Below are 14,189 nucleotides of genomic sequence, written 5' to 3' on the forward strand. Positions count from 1 at the left end.
CAAGATATTACCAATCTTTTTCTGTTGTTTTAGCTTTACCTTCTATTTTTCGAATTTTCTTCTGCAGATCTTTCTCGTTATTCTTAAGTGCCTCTAAAATTCTCTCAGCCTCTTCTTTCGAAATTTGATTTTTTTGCTGTTGTTGTTGTTGCTGCTGTTCTTTTTTGTCATCCTTTTTATCGTCATTTTTATTCTGCTGCTGGTTTTGATTTTGCTGCTGATCCTTATTTTGATCCTTTTTATCCTTATCATTTTTGTTTTGTTGATTCTGTTGTTGTTTTTGTTTCATCATATTTAATGCGTAGGATAGATTATACTTAGTTTCAAGATCATCCGGATTATTTTTCAATGCTGACGCATATGATTGTATTGCCTCTTTATATTTCTCCCCCTTCAAAAATGAATTTCCCATGTTATGATAAACTTTTGATCGATTGCTTTTATCATCAGTAAATTCTAAAGATTTATTGAAAGAACTGAGCGCTTCATCATAGCGACCCTGTTTATAGTAAGCATCGCCTAAATTAAAATGCCCTTCAAATAATTTTGGATCTTTTTCGAGTACCTTTTTGAATTTTACTTCGGCATCAGAATATTTTTTATTGGAATATAAATCCACCCCATCATTATTTAACGATCTGTTAGATTGACCAGCAATAATCCCCGAAATAAAAACTGAAAGAATAATGCAATATTTAAATGGACTCAACTTCATCCCCTCACTCCTTTCAATCTTTCCAGCATACTCATAAATTTTGACTTGTTGGAAGAAATTAGAAATTCACCTATCAACAAAATAATTCCCGCCAAAAGAAAATAATAAAATCTGTCTTCAAAGTTAGTAATTCGCTTGGATCCATATTCAGTTTGCTCAATATTCGCTAGATCATTGTAAATATTTTCAAGATCATCTCTAGTGTTACTTCCTCTATAATATTTCCCACTTGTTTTATCAGAAATTTGTTTCAGGATATCTTCATTTAATTTTGTGAGGACAATATTTCCATCTCTATCTTTTTTATAACCTGCTTGATTTCCTCTATCGTTATAAAATGGAATAGGTACACCGGCGATAGTACCAAAGCCAATTGTATATATTAGAACACCTTTTGAACTCGCTTCATCTATTACCGATTCGATTTCCCCCTCATGGTCTTCACCATCGGTAATAACTATAATTGCTTTTTTAGTCTCCTCCTCAAATCTAAATGATTTGAGTGCTAAATCGATTGCCGGACCAATTGCCGTACCTGGCTGTGGTACAGAGTTTAGATCCACTGCATTCAATAGTAAATTTGCGGCAGCATAATCCGTAGTTAATGGAAATTGAATATAAGCTTGACCGGCGAATACAACCATTCCAATTCTATCTCCTTGTAAGCGCTGAATCAATCTACCAATTTCGAACTTCGCTTTTTCTATTCTGCTTGGTTTAATATCCTCAGCCGCCATCGATTTTGAAACATCCAAAAGTATGTACACATCAATTCCAACCTGCTTTACTTCCTCAATCTTTGTACCAATTTGTGGATTTGCAAGCGCAATTATTAACAAAGCAAGAGCAAAAATTAAGACAACAAACTTCAGATAAATTTTTGCAATACTCCTTTGGGGGAATAGTTTACTGTGCAAGTTTATGGTAGCAAATTTTTCAAGAACTTTTTTCTGCTTCTGCACAATAAACCAAAACGCCACCGAGATCAATGGAATGAAGTAGAGGAGATACAGATAATCGCTATTTGCAAATCTAATCATCTATTTATGGTAATTTTTTTAGAAATAATTTTGATAAAACTACTTCAAACAGTAGTAATAATATTCCGGCAAAAGCCCATCCGTAATAAAGCTCTGTTGCATTTCTGAATGAGGTAACTTCCACTCTTGTTTTTTCCATCTGATTTATTTCTTCATAAATCTGAGCAAGCTTTTTATTGTTTGTTGCTCTAAAATACTTTCCACCCGTAATTGAAGAAATCTCTTTTAATCTGACTTCATCAATTTCCACGGGAACCATTTGGTATCTTATTCCAAAAGGTGTTTGAAATGGATAAGGAGCTTCTCCAATTGTACCAACTCCAATTGCATAGATTCGAATATTAAATTTTTCCGCAATTTGTGCCGCACTTATTGGGTCAATTTCCCCGGCATTGTTTACACCATCAGTTAATAAAATAATAACCTTACTTTTTGCTTTGCTATCTTTTAGTCTATTAACACCATTGGCAACGGCATTACCGATAGCGGTACCATCCTGAATCATTCCACTTTTTACTTCACGCAATAAATTTTGGAGAACACTGTAATCAATTGTTAACGGGCATTGAGTAAATGTTTCTCCGCTAAATATTACTAATCCAATTTTATCATTTGTCCTTCCATTGATAAAATCGGAAGTAACTTTTTTTGCGGCTTCAAGCCGATTTGGTTTAAAATCCTCAGCAAGCATACTTCCGGAAATATCCAGCACCATCGCAATATCAATTCCCTCGGTAAAAACATTTTGACCGCTTGAATATGATTGCGGTCTAGCGAGCGCGACTGTGAGTAATGCCAGAGCCATTAACCTTAACACGGCAGGCATATGAGCTAATTTCTCTTTAATTGTTTTTGGCGCCCGTGATAAAATCTGTAACGATGAATAATTTAAGTTAGGAGAAATTCTATCGTGATTCTTGAAATACCAATAAGCTAGCAGAGGGATAACAGCTAAAAACCAAAGTATCCAAGAATATGCGAATGTAATATCATTAAACATTTGAAATTTCTCCCGACACTTCAGTATTCCTCTTCTTAATTGTGTTATTAACTATTTCAAAAGCTTGTGACATCATTTCATCGTTAACTTCTGGGAGAGGTTCAAATTTCGCGAACTTAACCAGATCAGCATTTCTAAAAAAATTATCAGCAGTCTCGGTTATTGGTTTTGAATCTTCGAGATAGCTGATAACTCCCATTATTTCCGCTGAAGTCATCTCCAGCGCATTAAAATTAAATCGAAGCTCAAAATATTTTCTTACTATCCCGGTAATCTCCGTATGATATTCTTTCACCATTCCACTTTGCCATAATTTTTTCTGTTTCAGCTCATTCAGTTCAGTTAAAGCAATTTCATGAGGAGGGATTTCAACTTGTGGCAAAATATTAGACTGAAGTAGTTTCTTCCTTTTATAATATTTAACAATGAAATAACCGCCTAAAATTAAACTTACAATAATTAGAATTATCAAAAGAATTAACCACCATGGAAGAGGAATTGTGAGTGGTGCTTTAATATCCGCGAAATCTTTTTGCATATCAACAGGCAGAGTAGAAACTAAAATTTTAATTTCGGGTGATTCCAGATACTTGGTAGCACTATCCCCACCAACTTTATAAAATACTTTTATAGAAGGGATAATTACTTCGGCAGAATCATACTTTGAAAAAATAAAATTTAACTTCTCTGTAATTTTACCATCAATCTCAACTTTTTCTGAAGGAAGCTGTTCAATAAAATCTAATACCTTAATACTATCCTTGATTGGGGGGGGTGTTATTCTAATCGACTTATTATATTTTATTTCTAGTTGGTACCGGATAAAATCCCCAACCTTATAATGAGTTGTATCTGTAGATGCGGAAATGGTTATATTCTGAGCATTGAGATTTAAACTCCCAAACAATAAAAAGAAGACAAGTATCTTAAAAATTCTCACCATCTCTTCTCCCGTAACTTAAAAAAATCAACCAGCGGTTTGATGTATGATGATGATGCTGTAATATCTATAGTATCGATATGACTCGATATAAAAAGAGAATTACGATACTGCTTTAGTCGTCTCTGCTCTTTATGTAAAGATTCTCTTACTTCTCTATCGCTTGTGTCAATGTATCTTACAGCTCCACTTTCTGCATCACGAATTTTTAATAATCCAGCATCAAATAATGTATGTTCTCTTTCATCCTGTAGTATCAATCCAACTAGATCATGTTTTTTGCCAACTATTTTAATTATTTGTTCATAACCGCCATCCATAAAGTCGGATATCAGAAACACAATTGCTTTTTTCTTGATTGTGTGATTAAAGTATTCAAGTGCTTGCTTCAGATTAGTTTGGTTGCCCTGGGGTTCAAAAGATAACACTTCTCGAATAATTCTTAAAACGTGTGTCTTCCCCTTTCTGGGAGGTACAAATTTTTCAATTCTATCGGTAAATAAAATAAGTCCAACTTTATCATTATTCTTTAAAGCCGAGAACGCAAGTATTGCTGAGAGTTCCGCGGCTACTTCCTGCTTTGTCTTTTCATTTGAACCAAACATTAATGAACCGCTCAAATCAACCAGCAGCATTACAGTTAATTCCCGCTCCTCTTCAAAAATTTTAACGTAAGGATGACCAAACCTAGCTGTCACATTCCAATCTATGCTTCGTATATCATCGCCGGGATTATATTCCCGCACTTCTGAAAATTCCATTCCTCTTCCTTTAAATACGGAATGGTATTCTCCCGAGAATACTTCATTGACTAATCCCCGTGTGCGGATCTCAATTTGTTTTACTTGTTTTAATAATTCTTTAGTAAGCATAGTTTAATGATCGCCAACGCCGATTGATTTACGGTACTTCGACTTTATTTAATATTTTAGTGATTATAGTTTCAGAAGTGATATCCTCAGCCTCTGCTTCATAAGTAACGGCAATACGATGACGCAATACATCCATACAAATTGCGCGGACATCTTCAGGAATTACGTAACCTCTTCTTCTAACAAATGCCATTGCGCGGGCGCCCATCGATAAATTTATAGAAGCACGCGGTGATGCCCCATAACTAATTAAATCTGTTAATTCATCAAGTCCGAAGTCTTTTGGTGATCTTGTGGCAAAAACAATATCCAAAATATATTTTTCAATTTTTTCATCCATATAAACTTCATGAACAAGCTGGCGAGCCCGCAAAATATCATCGGGAGAAATAACAGCATTAATTTTAGGAGAATCCATGTTTGTATTGAGTTTCATAATTTTTTGTTCTTCTTCACGGGAAGGATAAGTAATCTTAACCTTGAGCATAAAACGATCAACTTGAGCTTCGGGCAGAGGATAGGTTCCTTCTTGCTCAATTGGGTTTTGTGTGGCAAGCACTAAAAAAGGTTCATCGAGTTTAAAAGTTTGATCCCCGATAGTTACCTGTCTCTCCTGCATTGCTTCTAAAAGTGCGCTTTGAACTTTCGCGGGTGCACGGTTAATTTCATCTGCTAAAATAAAATTGGCAAATACAGGACCTTTTTTAATCGCAAAATTTCCATCCTTCTGATTATAGATTAATGTACCAACCAAATCGGCAGGCAAAAGATCGGGGGTGAACTGAATTCTTTGAAATTTTGCTTTCATTGAGGAAGCGAGTGATTTTATGGCAAGTGTCTTTGCTAATCCTGGAACACCTTCTAAAAGAACATGCCCGTTGGAAAGAAGTCCAATTACAAGTCTCTCGAGCATCGACTTTTGCCCAACAATAGTTTTTCCGATTTCGGTGAAGAGAATGTCAATAAATTCACTCTCTTTTTTGATTTTTTCGTTTAGTGCTGAAATATCCAATGATAACCTCACTTTTTATAAACTGTGTTTCTACAAACTATGGTTTAATTCGGTTTCTTAAAAATTGCAGAATTTCATAAAATTCTAGTTTTTTGCGGGGCAAATATAAGAAAGTACAATGTTTTGAGCCATTAGTAAAATTTAAGGGCTAAAGCGCCCTTAACAATGCAAATTTAAGATAAGTTGTTTCCGGCATTGCTGGTAGAGAAGGATGATCTAAAGCCGCATTGTTGAAATATACTAACTGTATTTTTTTTGATGCTTTGTTCGCCGAACTTTGGAGCAATCCAATAAATTCATCTTCCTTTAAGTGGAATGAACAGGAGGAGGTAAATAAGAAACCGCCCGTATTCAGAAGTTGGAGTGCCAATCTATTTAATTTTTCATAACCCTTAATTGCCGTAGCGAGCGTTTTCTTATTTTTCGCGAATGCTGGTGGATCAACATTTATAATATCAAACTTTTTATTTTGATCAATACATTGCTGTAGGTAATCAAAAACATCCATATTAACAAAATCATTTTGATTAGAGAAATCATTCAATCCAAAATTATATTTAGCGCTTTCGATCTCTCTTTGTGAGGAATCAACAAAAGTGATTGATGTTGCCCCATTTAGAGATGCATGAAGCCCAAAACCGCCTGAATTACAAAAACAATCAAGAACAGATTTTTCTTTACAATATTTGCCAAAGTATTCTCTATTGTCGCATTGATCAAAATAAAATCCGGTTTTTTGTCCGGATGAAAACTCTACTTTATACTTAACCTCACCGTCATCTATTATCTCATCTTTCATTTCACCTAAATAGACAGAATCCTCTTCGGGTAATCCCTCCATCTTTCTGAAATAGCTTTCATTCTTAGTGAATATATTTTTCGCAGCAAATTCATTTTTCAATACATCAACAACCACATCAATATTTTTTTGCATTCCAGAAGAGTAAATCTGCATCACATATGTGTCGTTATATTTATCAATAATTAATCCTGGCAAATAATCACTTTCGCTGAACGCTAGTCTATACGATTCTCTCTTGGGATAAATCGATTTACGCAGACTGGCGGCTTTAATAATTCTATCTTTCAATAGATTATTTAAATCAATCTCGGTGCTACTTTCAATCATTCTTACAGTAATTAATGAGTGGGGATTGTAAAAACCGGAGCCAATAAAATTATTCTTTGAATCAAACACTTGAACCAACTCGCCGCTATCAATTTTCAGATCAATATTTTTTATATTTTCATCGTCACTTTCAAGTCTATCTACCTCATTGCTGAATACCCATAAATGACCATTTTTAATGCGGCGCTCTTCATTTTTCTTAAGTATAACTTTGTGCATTTTATATCCAATTTTTAATACAAAGATACTCCACTTTAACATTAATAATGAATCTATTTGATATCTTTGCGGAGTAAAAATTAATGGCGATATGGTTAATCTAAAAGATTCATTAAATAAATATTTTGGTTTTAATAGCTTTCGGGGCAAGCAAGAATCGATTATAAATGATTTATTGAAAAAACAAAAACATTGCTTGGTTCTAATGCCAACCGGTGGGGGTAAATCAATTTGTTACCAGCTTCCGGCATTATTGCTCGATGGAGGCACTATTGTAATTAGTCCATTAATCGCACTAATGCAGGATCAGGTTGACGCGCTAAAGAAAAAAAATATTCCGGCAGATTTTATCAATTCAACCGTTAAGCCAGAGCAGAGAAAAGAGAGACTTGAGAAATTTGTTGAAGGGAAGATCAAACTACTTTATGTAACTCCCGAGCGATTTCGTAAAAAAGATTTTGTTGAGGTAATTTCCAAAACTAAAATTTCATTACTGGCGGTTGATGAAGCACATTGTATTAGTGAATGGGGACATGATTTCCGCCCCGATTATTCGCGCATCGCTGAATTTCGTTCGTTGATGAAAAATCCTCTAACTATCGCGTTAACGGCTACCGCTACTCCGGCAGTACAAAAAGATATTATCTCAAAATTGGGATTGACAAAAGATGAGATAAGTTTATACCATGAAGGAATTGAGCGACCAAACTTAAGATTAGAAACCGTTGATATATTTGATGATAAAGATACAATTAAAGCTATTCTTAACATTTTAGATAATTACTCCGGCTCGGGTATAATTTATTTTGCACTCATAAAAACACTTGAGAAATACTCACAGATATTGCGCGATAAAGGATACAACCATGGAATATATCATGGTAAACTTGAAGCTCCGATGAGGAAAAAAATTCAACGCGATTTTCTCTCGGGAAAGCAGAATCTAATATTGGCGACAAATGCTTTCGGGATGGGAATTGATAAATCCGATATTAGATTCGTGATTCACGCTGAAGTACCCTCATCAATTGAATCATATTACCAGGAAATTGGAAGGGCCGGCAGAGATGGAGAAAGCTCGCTATGTTCGCTTCTATATAATCAACAGGATTTGTACACTCAAATGGAATTTATAAAATGGGCAAATCCTAATGCTGATTATTATCAGCGTTTGTATGATATTATTAAAACTAAAATTGAACAGGTAAACGCGGAAGGATTTGAATATTTGCGTGAACAGATGAGTTTTAAAGATAAAAATGATTTTAGGGTTGAGACCGTTTTGGCGATGATGGACAGATATGGGGTAACAGAAGGCTCTATCGAAACCAAAAATCTAACGGTGATTGATGAACTGCCCCATGAGCTCACTCATGATCAGAATCTAAAAGATAAACTGATGAATGATAACAAAAAGCTATTATCTGTAGTAAATTACTTTAAATCCATTACCTGCAGAAGAGTGTATATTTCAGATTATTTTGGATTTCCCGGCGAAAAGCCATGCGGGAATTGTGATGCTTGTGGATAGATTTAAAATAACTTTTCACAAAGGAAACCGATTTTTACCCAATATTAACTCCAAATCTTATTAAATCGTTACTTATATTTTGCCGTAAAAAAAAACAAATTAAGGGTATTATGAAAAATATATTACTATTAGTTCTTATTTCAGTTATTGGTTTCTCAGCATGCTCCAAAGAAAAGGAATCGACAGAAACAAATAATTCTCAAAGTACAATGCAGGCTCATGCTTCATCATATAAACATGAAATTACTGTGAAAGAGGTACTTCAGGTAAAAGACTACACATATCTTCGTGCTCAAGAAAATGATAGTGAAATCTGGATTGCTATCCCTAGAGCTGATATTAAAGTTGGTTCTGTACTGTTATTCAATAGCTCGATGACAATGAACAACTTTGAGAGCAAGGATTTGAAACGTACATTCGAAACAATTTTATTTGTTGAAGATGTGCAGGAAAAACTTGGCGCTGGGATGATGACATCTCCACAAAAGCCTAAAATAAATAAAGAAGATGTTGTTGTTGAACCCGCGGCTGACGGAATTACGATTTCGGAGCTATATTCAAAGACAAGTAAATATGAAGGGAAAAAAATAAAAATAAGGGGTAAAGTTGTAAAGTTTAATCCCGCAATAATGAAAACCAATTGGGTACACATTCAGGACGGAACCTCGTACGATAATAATTTCGATTTAACTATTACAACTAACGATATGGTTAACGTGGGAGATGTTTTTACTTTTGAAGGTAAAGTTGTTCTTGATAAAGATTTTGGCTATGGATACTCTTATAAAGTTTTATTAGAGAACGCCAAACTTACCGGGGTTAAAACTACTAGTCTATGATTTTAATGAGGAAACCTCCCGGAATCTGCCAGGAGGTTTTCAATTTTTGCTAAGATAAATTATGTTTTTTCTTCAACCAATCGTAAGCTTGATTGATTTGTTTTGTTTTAATTTCGGCGAGTACTTTTAATTCTTCTCCCAAATCAAACACTTTATCCGGGTGATATTTTGCAACCATCTCAAGATATTTTTTTCGGATGCCAGCTTTAGTAATTTTACCTGAGAGGCGTAAAATTTTTCCATAATATTGAGCTTTTTCAAATTCAGTGGCGGTTATAGGATCAAAATTCCCATTTGGTGAACTGCTCTCAAACCGCTCATATCTTTCATACTTTTCATACCTTTCATAACTCTGATAACTTTGACCATTATTACCCGATTGATTTTCCCTTTTAGTTTTTTGGCTCCCCTGCTTACGGTGCGTTTTATGCCGGAAGTGAGTTCCAATAATTTCGTGAACAGAAGTATAAAGCTCCGAACAATTATCCCCCATATTGAATAAATAATCGAGGAAACAAACACTGGCATCGCTCCAATCGGTTTGTTTTAAGTAGGGTGTTAATTCTATAATTTTCTTTTTTACTGATACTTCGGTTAGGTTTGGACGAATCTTACGAAATTTATCATTTTCAAAAACCGGCACTGCAACTTTTAAAATTGAACTCACCCAATCTTCTTTTGCGTATTCTGTAACTAATGTTTGAAGAATTAGGAACTCGTTGTAAACAGTATTCACACTAATTGTTCTATGAAGATATTGTGAATACGCAATGCACTGAAGGTGAGAGTAGGTAGTAAATGTAAACTCATTCAAAGTTTGATCACTATCCAAATCAAACCATCTTTTAAATGTATTATCGGAAGCGTGAACAGAAAAACTCTTCTTGAGATCGTAACTAAGCTTAAAACTGTTTCCTAGAAATGATTGAGAAAAGTTACCCATTCCTTCATGAATAGATCCGATTGCGCTCCAAATCTGATTATATATTTCATCATAAATTAGATACGCATCTTCATACTTACCCTGCTCAAACAGTCCGTCTGCAATTCCCCTAAGATTTCTGATCTTCATTAAATATTGCCAAATCCCATTATTTTCTATACTATAATCGCAATAATAACGCAAATATTAAATAGCGTAACAAAAAAAAATGAATTTCTTAAATGAAATTTTGTTAAAACTATCATGATTTATACGAGATAAATAAAGAGAGAAATTCATTTTTCTCAGCTTAACGAGATATTGCTATGTGAGAAGATCATGACGTTATTATTCCTTGGGTAATATTTGTTATCATTTCTTTTGGTCAGCAAAAATTATTCTATCAACAACAAACAATTATCGCAAAGGATAATCGACAAATAATCTCCAACATTCCTATATTTGCCGTTAAAAAGGGTAAAAATAAAATGGCAATAGAACCAAATAAAGTTATCTATTCAATGATTGGGGTGAGCAAATACTACAATCAAAAAGCAGTGCTGAAAGACATCTATCTTTCCTATTTCTACGGCGCAAAGATTGGAGTTCTCGGATTAAATGGATCTGGTAAAAGTTCTTTACTTAGAATCCTCTCGGGGATTGATAAAGATTTCAATGGTGAAACTGCAATCTCACCCGGGTTTACAGTTGGAATTCTTGAGCAGGAACCTAAACTGGATGATTCAAAAACAGTAAAAGAAATAATTCAGGAGGGGGTTCAGGAAATTGTGGATGTTCTTAAGGAATATGATGAAATAAACGCAAAATTCGCTGAGCCGATGAGTGATGATGAAATGAATGAATTATTAGAGAGGCAAGGAAAGGTTCAAGATAGATTAGATTCTATGGATGCGTGGGATCTTGATTCAAAATTAGATTTGGCGATGGATGTACTAAACTGTCCTCCCCCTGATGCTCCAATAAAAGTTCTCTCCGGCGGAGAAAGAAGGAGAGTTGCTTTATGCAGATTATTATTGCAGAAACCTGATATCTTACTGCTTGATGAACCAACTAACCACCTTGATGCCGAAACTGTATTATGGCTTGAGGCAGAATTAAACCGATATCCTGGAACTGTAATTGCGGTAACACACGATCGTTATTTTTTAGATAATGTTGCCGGCTGGATTTTGGAATTAGATCGCGGACAGGGAATTCCATGGAAGGGGAATTACTCATCGTGGCTCGATCAGAAACAACAAAGATTATTTCAGGAAGAAAAGAAAGAAACGGATAGACAAAAAACTTTGAAACGGGAACTTGAATGGGTTCGAATGGCTCCCCGCGCAAGGCACGCAAAATCAAAAGCACGTATTAACGCTTATGAAGAAATGTTGAATGAGGAAAATGAAAAAAGAGAAAAAGATTTAGAAATATATATTCCACCAGGACCTCGATTAGGTAATGTTGTAATCGAAGCTGAAAATATTTCCAAAGCTTACGGTGATAAAATTTTGTTCGAAAATTTGAGCTTTAAACTTCCTCCCGGAGGTATAGTTGGTGTGATTGGACCAAATGGCGCGGGTAAAACTACATTGTTTAGAATGATTGTTGGGCAAGAGCAAGCAGACAGCGGATCTTTCAAAGTTGGTGAGACGGTTACATTAGCTTATGTTGATCAGAGCAGGGATATTTTAGATCCCGATAAATCAGTTTGGGAAATGGTTAGTGGCGGTGATGATATTATAATGCTGGGGAATAAAGAGACAAACTCACGCGCGTATGTAGGTCAGTTTAATTTCACCGGTGGTGATCAGCAGAAAAAAGTAGGAACATTAAGCGGCGGAGAAAGAAATAGAGTACATCTTGCAATCGCTTTAAAACAGGGGGCGAATGTAATTCTACTTGATGAGCCTACAAATGATTTGGACGTTAATACAATGCGGGCTCTCGAAGAGGGGCTTCTAAATTTCGCCGGCTGTGCGGTTGTAATAAGTCACGACCGCTGGTTTTTGGATAGAATATGTACACATATTCTTTCATTTGAAGGTGATAGTAAAGTAATTTGGTTTGAAGGTAATTTTTCCGATTACCAGGAAAATCGTAGACAACGATTGGGCAAGGATGCAGATATTCCTCATAGAGTTAAATATAAAAAACTAACTAGATAATTGGATTGTTTGGTTTATAACTGATTACTTATTTTTAATCAACCTAGTAAAAGTGGAGGAAACAAATAATGAAAAATATATTAATCATTATCCCACTATTTATTGTTTTGATTAATGCTTGCGGTACAAAGGATTATGTAATTGTACCAGAATATCGTGGACAAAATATCAGCAACGCTTCACTTCTAATTCCTCAAATAAAGCAATTCAAAATAAGTCAGGCAGAAAACGTTTTCACAGAAGAACAATTAATGGCAATTAACAAAGACTTTTCTGATGAGTTAGGGCAGACATTGATTGATGGGATTAAAAGTGCTTCCACTTTCCAGAAGGTTCATTTTGCTGATTTGGAAGGAAAAGTTAATTTCAAAGAAACCGAATTAGTATTTAGAGAGAATGAGCCGATTCGAATAAATGTACCAACAAAATCTGTTGCATTCTCTGATGATGATAGAATATTCATATTATTATTTGAGAATCTCTCATGCTCAATATATCGTAAGCAAAGAGAAACCTCCAATCCGGCGAAACATTATACCGCGTCCTCCCCAACTCCATACGATGTTGCGTTAACTCCGGCTAAATTATCGGACTTTGTTTTTTCTACTTACGTTAAATATTTGATTTATGATAATGAGCGAGGAAGAGAAGTTTCGTACGGTAAAATAAATATTGAAGAAAAAATTCCGGAAGGTGTTGAAATGAATAAATTGCTTAAAAAAGTTATAAACAAATTGAGTGAAGCAATTATAAAAGAGACCCCATTTGAAAAATAGTTATTCTATAATGTATAAATCATAGAAGGAGAACCAATGCAATCAAAGCAATGGAGTAAGCAACCCGACATGCAAATTGATGTCAAGAAAAGTTACTCGGCAATTATTAATACAAACAAGGGTATAATTGAAATTAAGTTTGCGCCCGAACACGCGCCCAAAACTGTAAACAATTTTGTATTCCTCGCTAAGGAAGGATTTTATGACGGCGTTACTTTTCATCGAGTGATTCCCGATTTTGTAATTCAAGGAGGAGATCCCACCGGTACAGGAAGAGGCGGTCCAGGTTATAAATTTGAAGATGAATTAGCCGGTAACCCACTCAAGCATGAAAGAGCCGTTATCTCTATGGCAAATGCCGGTCCTAATACAAATGGAAGTCAGTTTTTTATAACTCATTCGCCTCAATCACATTTAAATGGAAAGCATACTGTTTTCGGCAAAGTTGTAAATGGACTTGATGTTGTTGATATGATTGAAGAAGGTGATATAATGGTAGAAGTAACAATTACGGAACAATAAGAAGGCCAAAAAATAAATAGCTTACGTGCCGAATTAATATTAATTCGGCACATATCTAAAATATTACTTTATAAGTTTTCTAAAACTTTTGAAAGTTTATTTGATACCTCACTTGCAATCTCAACTAATTTTGGGTTTTGGACAACTTGCATAGATTCCATAGGATTTATAAAACTAATTTGCACTTCCCCATTCATCTCCTGAACCGCAATATTACATGGAAGAAGAACTCCTAGATTTTCTTCAATTTGTAATGCTTTATGAGCAAATGGCGGGTTGCACGCTCCTAATATTTTATATTTTCTAAAATCCACATCAAGTTTTTTCTTCAATGTTTCTTTTACATCAATTTCTGTAAGAATACCAAATCCCTCTTTCTTAAGCTCATCGGCAATCTTTGCTAATGCTTCTTCGAAAGAATAATTAACGGTTTTTGAATTATGATACGACATATTAATCCCTATTGTTAAATGATGTGATGCAAATTTCCATAAATAGATT

General features: G+C 34.7%; 14 protein-coding genes. 5 read left to right on the forward strand and 9 right to left on the reverse strand.

The window, feature by feature from the left end; all coding sequences use genetic code 11:
• Nucleotides 1-7: 7 nt before the first annotated feature.
• The 7 genes from KF816_13145 to KF816_13175 form a co-directional block, all read right to left on the reverse strand.
• Nucleotides 8-715 (reverse strand): tetratricopeptide repeat protein, encoded by a 708-nt coding sequence (locus KF816_13145; protein MBX3008957.1) that lies wholly within the window; start codon nt 713-715, stop codon nt 8-10.
• On the reverse strand, nt 712-1,755 hold the full coding sequence (locus tag KF816_13150) for a VWA domain-containing protein (GenBank protein ID MBX3008958.1): 1,044 nt from the start codon (nt 1,753-1,755) through the stop codon (nt 712-714). The genes KF816_13145 and KF816_13150 overlap by 4 nt, the downstream gene beginning before the upstream one ends.
• A 4-nt stretch (nt 1,756-1,759) precedes the next feature.
• Nucleotides 1,760-2,755 carry a VWA domain-containing protein gene (locus tag KF816_13155; protein ID MBX3008959.1) on the reverse strand — a complete coding sequence of 332 codons (996 nt, stop codon included), beginning with the start codon at nt 2,753-2,755 and terminating at the stop codon, nt 1,760-1,762.
• Complete coding sequence (locus KF816_13160) at nt 2,748-3,698, reverse strand: hypothetical protein (GenBank protein ID MBX3008960.1); 951 nt, start codon at nt 3,696-3,698, stop codon at nt 2,748-2,750. The genes KF816_13155 and KF816_13160 overlap by 8 nt, the downstream gene beginning before the upstream one ends.
• Nucleotides 3,692-4,567 (reverse strand): DUF58 domain-containing protein, encoded by an 876-nt coding sequence (locus KF816_13165; GenBank protein MBX3008961.1) that lies wholly within the window; start codon nt 4,565-4,567, stop codon nt 3,692-3,694. Before KF816_13165 ends, KF816_13160 begins: the two co-directional genes overlap by 7 nt.
• A gap of 28 nt (nt 4,568-4,595) precedes the next feature.
• Complete coding sequence (locus KF816_13170; GenBank protein MBX3008962.1) at nt 4,596-5,579, reverse strand: AAA family ATPase; 984 nt, start codon at nt 5,577-5,579, stop codon at nt 4,596-4,598.
• A 148-nt stretch (nt 5,580-5,727) separates the two neighbouring features.
• Entirely contained in the window at nt 5,728-6,927 is a 1,200-nt protein-coding gene (locus KF816_13175) for a class I SAM-dependent rRNA methyltransferase (protein MBX3008963.1), read from the reverse strand.
• A 91-nt stretch (nt 6,928-7,018) separates the two neighbouring features.
• Between KF816_13175 and KF816_13180 the strand changes: the two genes are divergently transcribed.
• Nucleotides 7,019-8,458: an ATP-dependent DNA helicase RecQ gene (locus KF816_13180; GenBank protein ID MBX3008964.1), complete on the forward strand. Its 1,440-nt coding sequence runs from the start codon at nt 7,019-7,021 to the stop codon at nt 8,456-8,458.
• Between the two features lie 110 nt (nt 8,459-8,568).
• The gene (locus tag KF816_13185) at nt 8,569-9,297 is read left to right on the forward strand and encodes an SH3-like domain-containing protein (GenBank protein ID MBX3008965.1); all 729 of its coding nucleotides are present in this window, start codon (nt 8,569-8,571) and stop codon (nt 9,295-9,297) included.
• 49 nt (nt 9,298-9,346) lie between these two features.
• On the opposite strand, the gene KF816_13190 is transcribed toward KF816_13185, so the two are convergent.
• Entirely contained in the window at nt 9,347-10,369 is a 1,023-nt protein-coding gene (locus tag KF816_13190; GenBank protein MBX3008966.1) for a J domain-containing protein, read from the reverse strand.
• A gap of 338 nt (nt 10,370-10,707) precedes the next feature.
• Between KF816_13190 and ettA the strand changes: the two genes are divergently transcribed.
• From ettA to KF816_13205, 3 genes are all read left to right on the forward strand, one after another.
• Complete coding sequence (gene ettA / locus KF816_13195; GenBank protein ID MBX3008967.1) at nt 10,708-12,390, forward strand: energy-dependent translational throttle protein EttA; 1,683 nt, start codon at nt 10,708-10,710, stop codon at nt 12,388-12,390.
• A 68-nt stretch (nt 12,391-12,458) separates the two neighbouring features.
• Entirely contained in the window at nt 12,459-13,166 is a 708-nt protein-coding gene (locus KF816_13200) for a hypothetical protein (GenBank protein MBX3008968.1), read from the forward strand.
• 36 nt (nt 13,167-13,202) lie between these two features.
• Nucleotides 13,203-13,688 (forward strand): peptidylprolyl isomerase, encoded by a 486-nt coding sequence (locus KF816_13205; protein ID MBX3008969.1) that lies wholly within the window; start codon nt 13,203-13,205, stop codon nt 13,686-13,688.
• A 68-nt stretch (nt 13,689-13,756) separates the two neighbouring features.
• Here KF816_13205 and KF816_13210 read toward each other — a convergent pair whose 3' ends face one another.
• Nucleotides 13,757-14,140, reverse strand: coding sequence for a DUF302 domain-containing protein (locus tag KF816_13210; GenBank protein ID MBX3008970.1), 384 nt, complete (start codon nt 14,138-14,140; stop codon nt 13,757-13,759).
• Nucleotides 14,141-14,189: the final 49 nt, after the last annotated feature.

It is taken from the genome of Melioribacteraceae bacterium (assembly GCA_019638015.1).
In the GTDB taxonomy this organism is placed as follows: domain Bacteria; phylum Bacteroidota; class Ignavibacteria; order Ignavibacteriales; family Melioribacteraceae; genus JAHBUP01.